This window comes from Halomonas sp. 25-S5, from assembly GCF_029889845.1.
In the GTDB taxonomy this organism is placed as follows: Bacteria; Pseudomonadota; Gammaproteobacteria; order Pseudomonadales; family Halomonadaceae; genus Halomonas.
In genome coordinates this window covers 157,690-169,044 of the sequence record NZ_JARANV010000005.1, presented here as the reverse complement: position 1 = coordinate 169,044, position 11,355 = coordinate 157,690, and the positions used below count along the sequence as shown (strand labels likewise).

The following is an 11,355-nucleotide window of genomic DNA, read 5'->3' as shown; positions in this document are numbered from 1 at the left end:
TTCACACTGACTGAGCAGCCCCTGAATGTAGCGTAGGGCACGATCGCGCGTCTCAGAACGTGGGAAGAGCGGGCCTAATCGCGCTGCCAAGTCATCCATTAATGCTGAGACAGAGAGATCCAGCTCTTGCATCCTTCACCTTATGATCGCTTCCATATCAGTCACATGAATTATAGCGCATTCAGTTACGGCTGTAGTACTAGGCTTGGACCCGCTGGTGGCTCACTTCTTCGTGTTCTACTCAGCTCTCTTGTCGGCGCTCACACCGCCTGTATGTACCGCAGTATTTACCGCTGCTGCGATTGCCCGAACACATTGGTGGCCGGTGTGCGTAGACAGCATGCGACTGGCGCTGATGAAGTATCTGCTGCCCTTCTTCTTCGTGTTCCGCCCTTCAGTGTTGCTGGAGGGTGCTTGGCAAAACATTGCCTGGACCGCCATTATGGCTTTTGTGGCATCCTGGCTACTGGCGGTGGGCTCTGGCCGTTTCTTCCGCCGACGCATCCCGACGCTCGTCGCCCTGGTGCTGGTGCTAGCAGGTATAGGAGTAGCAGCGGACTACATGCTAGCCGACGCGTTCGCGTTGGCTGTTGCCATAGCTACCGTGACGGTACAGCTGCTGAAGAAGGCCCCGGACGATGCGGAGCTTGGCAAGCCCTCCCGCGCTAGGGGGTTGTGAGACCGTCATGAGCTTCGCGACCTCCAGCCTAGCTTGGCAGCCCAGTCCGGTGATCACCGGACTGATGGGGCGGCTGCTTTTGGTGCTATGGCCAGCGGAGCTGATCCGCCTCCTGTTCGATCCACCTTGGTTGGGCGGCATGGCAATCTTCGGTTTCTCGATATATCTACTGCTGGCCTTCGCAGCGACTGGCTGGGCCAACCGGATCCTCGGGTTTGCCCTGCTCCTGGCCATCGCCGCGCTGGTGGCGGTGGATGAGGCCTGGCCGGCGCTGCTGGCCGGGCTGCAAGCCTCACTGGTGTTCGCTGCCTTCCTTCCGGCGGTATATCTGCTGCGCAACGTCTTGGCCTCCGACGAGAGCGTGCTTTCCTACCGCAGCCGGGTGATGGCGGCGCCACTGGCGGAGCGGCCGGGCTGGATGCTAATCGGTTCGCATGCATTAGGCGCGGCGCTATCAGTCGGAGCTTTGGCCATCATGTCTCCGATACTGGAGGCAGACGCCGATGCCGAAACCCGCCGTGCCACCGCTTTGGCCACCGTCTCCGGCATCGCTCTCTCGCTGCTGTGGTCACCGATGTTCGTGGCCATGGCCGTCGTCTCGGAGTTCATGCCGCAGGTGCCGCTGTGGCAAAGCGTGCTGTTAGGCCTCGGGATGGCTATGATCGGCCTGTTGGTGGCCCTGCTGCTGCTGGGCCTGCGCAATAAGCGTCGCGTGGTGCTGCGGGCGGTAGCGTCGCTGAGGCCCATCATTCCCATGGTGCTAGTGGCCTCTGCTAGCGTGGTGGCGGTACGGAGTCTGACCAGCCTGTCCACCCTCGAATCGGCTTCTTTGACGCTGCTGCCGCTAGCGCTGCTGTTCTTGTTGAAGCAGCCGGGGGGCGGCCGCGCTCAGGCTATCGCGGTTACCCGTCGCGGGCTGGATGGGCTGGGCGCGGAGATCACCATCGTAGCACTTGCCTTCGCGCTGGGCGCCGTTATGCGTGCTAGCCCAAGCGTGGAAGGGCTGGTGGAGGGACTGCTCGGGGCGGGGCTGCCGCTGCTGCTACTGATAGCACTTGTCGTCGGCGGCATGATCGCGGCCGCCGCCGCCGCTATCCACCCGATCGTCGCGGGCTCAGTACTCCTGGCGGTGTTTACTTCTGCCGACACTGGTATGGCGGACCTGATCCTGGCCGGCGCCGTGCTACTCGGCTGGTCTTGCGGCGCCATGGTGGCCGTGGCCGGCCTGCTGTTAATGGTGGCCGCCGACATGCTTTCTATCACGCGCCAGGAAATGATTCTCGGCCGAAACATGGTGCTCGTACTGCTGTTCGCGGCCACGGGCACGCTCATCCTGGCGGCACTCAACGGCGTCTTCACTACTTGAAAAGTTTGGGAGTTTTCATGCCTACTATCGACAAACTGTTAATCGCTAACCGTGGTGAGATTGCGTGTCGTATCATTCGTAGCTGCCGCGCCTTGGATATCCAGACTGTAGCTGTCTATTCCGAGGCCGACCGCGAGGCGATGCACGTAGATATGGCCGACGAATCCGTGGAGGTTGGTCCGGCTGCAGCCCGTGATAGCTATCTCAAGGCCGAGGTGATCCTGGACGCCGCCCGCCGCACCGGTGCCGATGCCATCCACCCCGGCTACGGCTTTCTCTCTGAAAGCGCCGATTTCGCCCGTGCGGTGATGGCCGCCGAACTGGTCTGGGTGGGGCCGGCGCCCATCTCCATTGAGGACATGGGTGATAAGGAGCGGGCGCGAGATATCGCCAAGGCCGCGGGCGTGCCGATTCTGCCGGGCAGCCCGCGCTTCGCCCTCGGCGACATGGCCGGTCTGGCGGAGGCCGCCGAGGAGGTGGGCTTTCCGCTGCTTGTTAAGGCTGCCGCGGGCGGTGGCGGCATCGGTATGCGGCGGGTAGACGATCCGGCCCAGTTACAGAACGTGGTGGAAGCGACGCAATCCATGGCCGGCAAGTCTTTCGGTGACTCCAGCGTTTATTTGGAGCGCTACGTGGCTAACGCTCGACACATCGAGGTGCAGGTGTTCGGCTTCGGCGACGGCCAAGGCGTGCACTTGTACGATCGCGACTGCTCGGTGCAGAGGCGCTTCCAAAAGATCATCGAGGAAGCCCCGGCACCGAATGTTCCCGTTGCGGTGCGTGACGAGCTCTTCCGTGCTGCTATCTCGCTGGTGCACAAGCAGCGGTACAGCGGTGCCGGCACGGTTGAGTTCATCTACGACACTGACCGGGAGCAGGCCTATTTCTTGGAGATGAACACCCGCATCCAGGTCGAGCACCCCTGCACCGAGTTGATCACCGGAGTGGACCTCGTGGCCTGGCAAATTCAGCAAGCCGCCGGCACCTTGAAGCCGGTGCCACAGGAGCGAATCGAGGTGCGAGGTCACGCCGTTGAGTGCCGGCTGTATGCCGAACGCCCAGAGAAAAACTTCCTGCCCTCGCCGGGGTTAATCGCGGGCCTACATTGGCCGAACCAGGACGACGCGCTGCGGGTGGATACCGGCGTGCGTGCTGGCGATCGAATCACGCCGTTCTACGATCCGATGGTTGCCAAGCTGATCGCCCACGGCGCCGATCGGGCACAGGCGATCACTCGGCTCAGGCAAGCACTGGATGAGTTGGTGGTAGAGGGTCTGTCCACCAACGCACACTTTCTCCGCGAGGTGCTAGAGGACAGCCGTTTAGGCACAGGTGGCGTGACGACCGGCTTCGTCGCCGAGTTTCTGGCAGATCGCCAGGCGGCTCCTATGAGCAAGGTTGGCAGCTGAGGAGCGGGGGCGGTTCTGTGTCCATGTGTAGGGGCGCGGAACTGTCTCACCGCTTTGCTAACGCGTGGGGCCGCCGCGTTCTGCGGCCCCCGTCGTGGCCGCTTTTCATAGGAGCGCTTTGCAGCGCCAACTTTCGGAAAACTGGTACAGGTAACGTCGACCTCCGTGATGAACGGACGGGTCTCAATACCCTTGAGAATACTATCGTATCGTGGTGTTCGGCGCCTCGGTGTGGAGGCCTAAAAAATGGTGAGCGATCTGGAGCGTAATCTTATCGAACGGGTAGCGGTAGGCGACATTCTCACCCGCAGTGCCGACCTCTTTCCCGATCGTCCGGCCCTGATCGAGGCCAGCGGCACCTTGAGCTATCATGAGCTTGCTGCACGCTCCGACCACTTGGGGCACGCGCTGCTCGCGGTGGGCTTGAAGCGCCAAGACGTGGTGGCGATCATGGCCGGAAATTGCTGTGAACTGCTGATCAGCTACTTCGCCTGCGCCAAGGCTGGGCTCGTCTGCGCGCCGATGAACTTAGGTCTGCGCAGTGAGGAGATCGCTTACTGCCTGAACGACGCGCGGGCCAAGCTGCTGATTGCCGAGGCCGACCTAGTCAAGATAGCTCGGTCGTTGCCTAAGCAGGCGCCCTCATTACAGGCCGTGTACTGGATCGGTGACCCGCCGACGAAGGGGGACAAATGTGCCGGCTCCTTCGAGGATCTGCTGGCCAGTGGCTGCGATAGAGAGTTGGGGGTTGTGATAGGTGATCGCGACCCGGTGCAATTGCTCTATACCAGCGGAACCACTGCCATGCCGAAGGGCGTGCTCACCAGCCACTTGGCGGTGACGTTGACTGCCATGTCGAATGCGCTGGTTAACCGGATGAGTCACGAGACCAGTGCTCTGGGGGCGCTGCCGCTTTTCCACGTCGCCCAGCTCAATGCCACCAGTCTGCCGGTACTGCTCGTCGGCGGAATGCTGGTGCTGGAGCGACGCTTCGAGGCAGCACGGGCAGCGGAGCTGATCGAGTGTTATGGCATCAACATGCTGGTGCTCCTGCCGATGATGTACGCTGCCCTGCTGACGACGCGAGGGGACCAGCAACTACCCACAGTGACCCGTGCTATCTATACCATAGCTACCATGCCGGTAGAGCGGCTGGAAGCCATCCACACTCTATTTCCCCGAGCCGACGTGGTGTCGGGCGCTGGCATGACCGAGCTGCCTCGCAGCACCTATCAGCGCCCCGAACACCAATGGAGCAAGGCTGCCTCTTGGGGCACGGCTACCGCCGTTACTCGCATCTCTATTATGGACGGTGAGGGACGGCATTTGCCCCGCGGCGAGATCGGCGAGATCGTCTACCGTGGACCGCAGGTGATGAACGGCTATCTAAATTTGCCCGAAATGACCGCCAGCGTGTTCACCCATGGCTGGTTCCACAGCGCTGACCTAGGCTGGATTGATGATGATGGCGCCGTGTGGTTCACCGATCGTAAGAAAGACTTGATCAAGACCGGTGGCGAAAACGTCGCCTCGGTGGAAGTCGAGCGCTGCCTACTGAAGCATCCGGCGGTATCCGAGGCCGCCGTGGTGGGCGTGCCACATCCACGTTGGAGTGAGGCGGTGGTGGCCGCAGTCATCCCCAAGCCGGGCGAGCAGGTGGACGAGGCAGAGTTGATCGCCCACTGTCGCGAGCATCTGGCGAGTTTTAAGGTGCCCAAGGCAGTACGGGTGACGGATAACCTTCCTCGCACTGGCAATGGCAAGATGCAGAAGCATCGGATCCGTAGTGAGTTGTTTGCACTGTTCGCGGGCGCCTAGACGGGTGGCCGCCACCGAGTCCTGCGCCTAAAAGGCTTCATACCGTTCCAATGAACGGAGCCGATAGGCAAACACCCGGCGTGACAGCTATCACAAGAGTACATCCAGTCGACGAAAGTTGCCGCTAATCAAACAAAACTAACAACTAACAAAGAGGTACATATGAGCCACGAGACCAATGAATATTCCACCATAAACGTTCAGCGACACGATGACAGTATTGCAATTTTGACCCTTGACCGTCCTGAGGCGCTCCATGCGCTTAATAGTGTGATGGCCACTGAGCTGGTTCGACAGTTCAGCGACTGGGTAGTAGACACCCAGCTGCGCTGTATAGTGATCACAGCTACTGGGACTCGGGCTTTCTGTGTGGGGGCCGATCTCAAGGAGAGAAATCACCTGGACGATGATGGTATCCGGCGCCAGCATGCTCTTTTCCGGTTGTTTCTGACGATTCGTCAGAGCTTGGACGTTCCGGTAATAGCTGCAGTTCAGGGAGTGGCACTTGGAGGCGGTGCGGAATTAGCACTGGCCTCTGACATTGTGCTTGCGGCAGAGGAAGCAGAATTCGGCTTACCGGAAATTGGCCTTGGCATTATGTCAGGACTCGGTGGAACTCAATTCCTACCTCGAATTATTGGACGCGGTAGGGCTCTTGAGATAATGCTGACTGGCGACAGGTTAAATGCGGAAGAGGCTCGGGAGTGCGGTATCGTTTCGCGAATTTTTCCTCGGGCAGACTTGCTCAACCACGCATTGGAGAGAGCTGAGCAGATCGCCTCGATGCCGCCCTTGGCAGTCCGCTCGATACGGCGGGCTGTACAAATCGGAGGCGAGCTCGATCTCAATAGTGGGCTCGCTTATGAACTTGCGCTGCATCAGCGACTGATGGCTAGCGAGGACCGAGCAGAAGGGGTGCGCGCTTTCGTCGAGAAACGCCCGCCCACATGGAGGGGTCGATGATGGGCGGTGGACACCCCTGCAGCCTATGAAATTTGGTAGCTGTTAGGGGGTGTTAACAATTAGGCCAGCCATATAAAGAGGACCCCATCGTCAAGACAGAAAACGAGTGAGTTTAAGTTATCGTCTCGGCCATGATTGTAGCAGCACAGCGCTGCCCTGTGTTCTGGTCTTGAACGGTATCCCGCTGATGACCAAAGTGGTCAGGAATGGAGGCACCACCGCCGAGACCCGACTGGTAAACGGTACAGTGGACCCCATGGTCAACAGCAGCGCTACCAGAGCAACAGTATCCGGCACCGGAACGTGCTGTCCGTGTGGCGCCTGGGACTGGAGTGGCTTCGGCGTCAACGGCCCGGCGCCGTGCCTTGGCCCTCCTGGAAAATTCTCCGAGAGAGCCTTCGCGAAGAGGTCAAGGAGCAGGCATTATGCGGCGAATAGCACAGAATTCGTGGGGATCCCCCAGGATTAAACGCTTGTCCCAGCCGCCCCTGGGCCTACCGGGGGTCAGGACTCGGTGATGTCCTCGATCCAGGTCAACGCCGCGACGCCGCTGGGCAGGCCCAGGGTAGGGATGGCCAGCATGGCCACCTGCTTGAGGGCCTGGGCAGATTCCCCCTCCTCCAGGCCACGCCGTACATGGGAGTGCACGGCACCCTCGGAACGCGCGCCCACCGCCAGCGCCAGCTTGACCAGGCGCCGCGTGCGCGCGTCCAGCGGGCCGGACTCGGCACAGGCCCGGCCCAACTCAGCGTAGGCTTCCCAGATCTCGGGATACTGCTCGGCTACCTGGCCGGCGCCGGCGGGAAGTTCCTGTTTCGACATGAGATCGTCCTTCTGAACAAGAGTGGCCGGGACAGTATAGGCCAGCCATGGTCCAGCACGCTCATCCCTTGCGTCAGGCCAGCCAGGAAAGCGCGCTATGACGGATCGCCGCGCCCAGCATGTAGGCGAAGGTGAGTACCGCCGCCAGGGCGGCAATGGCTCTTGCCCGCGGTGTCCGGCCGCGCTTGATCGCCACCGTGCCCAGGCCGATGTAGGCCAGCAGGGCGATCAGCTTGGCGGCCAGCCAGGGATGCTGGTGGGGCCATAGCGAGAGCATCACCATCAGTGTCACGCCCAGCGCCAGCAAGGTGCTATCGATGAGGTGGGGCAGCACCTTCACCCAGCGACGCTGCAGCAGGGGGATCTCCCTCACCGACCACCAGGCCCGGAGCATGAAGAACAGGATGCTCAGGCTGGCCGCCGTGACATGCAGCTGCTTGATCAGGACATAGTGTTCCAGCAAGTCTGCCTCCTTGCGTCGGGTAACGGCGGAATCATCGGTGCGAGGCGCGACGCCTGCGGCGCGCCGCTGGCATGAGGCGTCCGGCTAGCCATCCTTGCCGTCGGGACGCGCCGAGAGCAGCGGCCCCGTAAAGTGAAACAGGAAGATGACGTAGGCCAGGCACCAGAAGATGATGCCCAGGTTGTAGGTCCAGTGGGTGATCTGCGGGAAGAGCGCCAGCACCGGCGAGCGCAGCAGCGCCGCGGCCACCATCAGCCCCAGGGCCACGCCGATGCCCGGCAGGGTGCGGATGGGGCGCGCGGTATGGCCCAGCGAGACCCGCGACATCATCGCCAGCATCATGGTGCCCATGCCGCCGATGGTCAGGGCGTGTACCGCCAACTCGGCCCGAAAGGCCCCCAGCAGCGCCAAGGCCCACATGGCCAGGCCCACGGGAATGAAGGCGTAGCTCAGATGCAGTGCCCAGAGCAACGGCTCGCGCCAGCTGTGAAGGCCTCGCCAGCGCGACAGCCGCACGGCATTGGCCAGGGCGGCCAGGCCCATCAGCGCGGCCAGCAGGACGCCGGGGACCGCCACGCCGAGCACCACCAGCAGCTGGCCCAGCACCACCGCCATGACGCTGCCCAGGCTCAGGGTTTCGAGGGCCGGGATCGGTGGCTTACGGGCCAGCCCCAGGCGGTTGGCGGTAAACATGGCGATCACCCGGCCGCCCACCACCACCATCAGCAGGGTGAACAGCAGCACCGCCAGGTAGGCGGCCTGGCGAATCAGCTCGGCGTCGCCGGTCAACGCCCCCAGGTGCATGGCCAGGTTGGCCAGGGTCAGCAGCGCCAGGGTCGGCAGGAAGACCAGGTTGCGCCAGCGCTTCGCCTCGATCACCAGCATGGCCATGACCCCCGCCACCACTGGCAGGAAGGCCAGGTCGACCAGCATCGGCAGCCAGGCCGGCAGGCCCAGGGGAAAGGCCATTAACACCCGCCCGGCCAGCCAGAGCCCGACCAGCGCCAGCAGCCGCCCCCCCTTGAGGCTGGGCAGCCCGGTCCAGTTCTGCACCGCGGTGAGCAAAAAACCCGCCACCACGGCGGCGGCGAAGCCGAACAGCATCTCGTGCTGGTGCCAGAACATCAGGCCACCGACGGGACGCAGCAGGATATCGCCATGCCAGAAGGCGAACCATACCCCCATGGAGAGCACGCTGAACAGCGCGGCCAGCAGGAAGAAGGGCCGGAAGGCCAGCCGCGCCACCGGCAGGCGCGACAGCGTGGAGGAGCGGACGGAAGAGGAAGAGCTCGATTGCATGGTGCCATACCCGACTAAAACGCTTGGTTATGGCCATTGTGCCCCACTCCCGGCGCGCCTTCCATGACAGGCATCAAGAATACTTCTTATGATACCTCAGTGGCTGGTGCCTTCCTCATAGTGTGTCTTGTTCCAGACATTGTACTTGCCCGACGGCTTGCTCATGGGAATGCGCTGGAGCTCCTCCAGGGTATCGGCGTCATAGACGATCACCGCGCCGTCGTCCTCCCAGAGGCTCAGCAGCAGCTTCTCGCCATAGCGATCGAACTCCACGTGGGCGGCGGTCTGGCCGGGTTCGGGGATCAGCGTCTCGACGATCTCCAGGGTGGCCTTGTCGATCACGTGTACCCGGTCGCGGTTGGGGCCGAAGAAGACATCCACCCAGGCGTAGGGCGAATTGGCATGGCTGCGCATGAAGAAGCCGGGGCCATCGGTCTCGAGGGTCTTGATCACTTCCCAGTTCGTCATGTCGATGATCGATACCGCCGCCTTGCCCAGATGGGGAAGGGCCATCACCCGGCGACCCTGATACTCCCAGGTGATGCCCGAGCCGAGGTGGGGCATTCCCTCCAGCGGCAGGTCGGCCACCTTTGCGCCGCTATCCAGGTTGATCACCATGCCGCCCTGGCCGTCACTCTCCCCACCTCGGGAGGCGCCGATGACGTGTTCATATTCGAGATCGAAGAAGAAGTCGTCCAGGTAGTCGGGTACCGGGATGCGCCGCACCCGGAAGTTGGGCGTGTCATGCCCGCGGTGCTGATCCAGCGGCGTCGCCATATGGCCGGTGGCGACCACTGGCTCGGTGGGCAGTGGCCAGGGAATCTCCCACACCTCCTTGAGGTCCTTGAGGGCGGCGATGAAGCTGCCCCGCGGCGGCGCGGCATAGACGGCACTGACCCGCGAGCTCTCGCCATCCTCGCCCACCGCCGGGTAGACCTTCATCATGTCGAGGTTGTGCGCGTCGAACAGCACCAGGCTGTGGGGCAGGTAGTTGGCGGCCATCACGTAGCGGCCATCGGCGGAGACGGCGATGTTGCGCATGTTGATGCCGGCGCGTACCTCGGCCACCACCTCCAGGTTGTAGAGGTCGACCTTGGTGATCCAGCCGTCCCGGGAGCCGAAGAAGACATGGCGCCCACCGGGGGTGAACTTGGGCCCGCCGTGCAGGGCGTAGCGGGTCTCGAAGCGGTGGATGCGCTCGAAGGTGTCGCCGTCGAGCAGGCTGGCATGGTGATCGCCGGTCTCCACCACGATGAACAGGTTGAGCGGGTCGGCATCGAAGCGGGGCTCGTCGGGCAGGCTGCCATCCGGGTGGGTAACCTCCTGGCTGGCGAGGATCTCATCACGTCCCCAGGTGGGTTCGACCTCGGGCGCGCGGTAGATCCACTCGGCCAGCGAGGCGATCTCGGCCTCGTCGAGCTGCGCGCCGAATGCCGGCATCTGGCTGGCCGCTCGCCCGTCGCGGATCACCGCCTCGGCGGCCTGCGGCTTTAGCCGCGAGAGGTTGCCCGGCAGCAGCGCCGGGCCGATGCCGCCCAGGCGCTCCTCGCCATGGCAGGACGCGCACTGGGCCTGGTAGAGCGCGCGGGTGTCGTCGGCAATGGCGGGTACCATGGCCATGGCCAGCAGCGCCACGGCGAGAGACTTCAGGGCGGTCTGGAGGGAAGCGACGCATCTCACAGGGCAATCCGCTCCCGCACCAGTTCCAGGGTCTCGCCCTCGGCGAAGGTCGCCTCCTTGGGGGCCGGCTGAGCCAGGATGTTAGCCAGGCGCACCACCTCGCCGACCACGATCAGAGTCGGCGGCTTCAGCCCTTCCCGCGCGATGGTCTCGACCAGCTCACCCAGGCAAGTGATCACCTGGCGCTGCTCGGGGGTGGTGCCACGCTCCACCAGGGCCACCGGATGGTCCGCGGGCAGGCCGTGGTCCTGCAGTTGCTGGCTGATCAGCTCGGCGTTGGCCAGCCCCATGTAGAAGACCGCCGTGTGATGCGGCACCGACAGGGAGGTCCAGTCCAGGGCCAGGTCGCCGTCGCCCTTGCAGTGACCGGTGACGAAGGTAACGCTCTGGGCGTAGTCGCGATGGGTCAGCGGGAAGCCGCCGTAGGCGGCACAGCCCTGGGCCGAGGTGATGCCCGGCACCACCCGGAAATGGATGCCGTGGCCGATCAGCACCTCGGCCTCCTCGCCGCCGCGACCGAAGATGTAGGGGTCGCCGCCCTTGAGCCGCACCACCCGCTTGCCCTCCTCGGCCAGGCGCACCAGCAGGGCATTGGTCTCGTCCTGGGTCAGGGCATGACAGCGCGAGGCCTTGCCCACGTAGAAGCGCCGGGCCTTGGGGCTGGCCAGAGCCAGGACCTCCTTGGAGACCAGGCGATCGAAGACCAGGCAATCGGCCTGTTCGAGCAACGACAGGGCGCGCAGGGTGAGAAGCCCGGGGTCGCCGGGCCCGGCACCGACGATGGCCACCTCGCCGGGCGCCAGAGGTGACTCGGCGAGGTCATAGGAAACGCGACGTGACGGCATGGCGGAATTCC

Annotated in this window: 10 protein-coding genes; 5 read left to right on the top strand and 5 right to left on the bottom strand. The window is 63.3% G+C overall.

The window, feature by feature from the left end; all coding sequences use genetic code 11:
• Positions 1–205 precede the first annotated feature (205 nt).
• The 5 genes from OP498_RS06135 to OP498_RS06115 all read left to right on the top strand — a co-directional run bounded on the left by OP498_RS06135 (position 206) and on the right by OP498_RS06115 (position 6,235).
• Positions 206–679 (top strand): TRAP transporter large permease subunit, encoded by a 474-nt coding sequence (locus tag OP498_RS06135; protein WP_280552960.1) that lies wholly within the window; start codon positions 206–208, stop codon positions 677–679.
• Positions 680–686: 7 nt separating this feature from the next.
• Entirely contained in the window at positions 687–2,045 is a 1,359-nt protein-coding gene (locus OP498_RS06130) for a hypothetical protein (protein ID WP_280552959.1), read from the top strand.
• 17 nt (positions 2,046–2,062) lie between these two features.
• Positions 2,063–3,454 (top strand): biotin carboxylase N-terminal domain-containing protein, encoded by a 1,392-nt coding sequence (locus OP498_RS06125; RefSeq protein WP_280552958.1) that lies wholly within the window; start codon positions 2,063–2,065, stop codon positions 3,452–3,454.
• Positions 3,455–3,700: 246 nt separating this feature from the next.
• Positions 3,701–5,272 carry an AMP-binding protein gene (locus OP498_RS06120; protein WP_280552957.1) on the top strand — a complete coding sequence of 524 codons (1,572 nt, stop codon included), beginning with the start codon at positions 3,701–3,703 and terminating at the stop codon, positions 5,270–5,272.
• A 162-nt stretch (positions 5,273–5,434) separates the two neighbouring features.
• Positions 5,435–6,235: an enoyl-CoA hydratase-related protein gene (locus tag OP498_RS06115; RefSeq protein ID WP_280552956.1), complete on the top strand. Its 801-nt coding sequence runs from the start codon at positions 5,435–5,437 to the stop codon at positions 6,233–6,235.
• Between the two features lie 504 nt (positions 6,236–6,739).
• Here the strand turns inward: OP498_RS06115 and OP498_RS06110 are convergent.
• The 5 genes from OP498_RS06110 to cobA form a co-directional block, all read right to left on the bottom strand.
• On the bottom strand, positions 6,740–7,057 hold the full coding sequence (locus OP498_RS06110; protein ID WP_280552955.1) for a carboxymuconolactone decarboxylase family protein: 318 nt from the start codon (positions 7,055–7,057) through the stop codon (positions 6,740–6,742).
• Between the two features lie 73 nt (positions 7,058–7,130).
• Entirely contained in the window at positions 7,131–7,517 is a 387-nt protein-coding gene (locus tag OP498_RS06105; RefSeq protein ID WP_133481940.1) for a SirB2 family protein, read from the bottom strand.
• A gap of 87 nt (positions 7,518–7,604) precedes the next feature.
• A complete protein-coding gene (locus OP498_RS06100; RefSeq protein ID WP_280552954.1) occupies positions 7,605–8,819 on the bottom strand; it encodes an NnrS family protein in 1,215 nt (404 codons plus the stop codon).
• Positions 8,820–8,915: 96 nt separating this feature from the next.
• Positions 8,916–10,499 carry a nitrite reductase gene (locus OP498_RS06095; protein WP_280552953.1) on the bottom strand — a complete coding sequence of 528 codons (1,584 nt, stop codon included), beginning with the start codon at positions 10,497–10,499 and terminating at the stop codon, positions 8,916–8,918.
• A complete protein-coding gene (gene cobA / locus OP498_RS06090; protein ID WP_280552952.1) occupies positions 10,496–11,344 on the bottom strand; it encodes a uroporphyrinogen-III C-methyltransferase in 849 nt (282 codons plus the stop codon). Before cobA ends, OP498_RS06095 begins: the two co-directional genes overlap by 4 nt.
• Between the last annotated feature and the right edge of the window lie 11 nt (positions 11,345–11,355).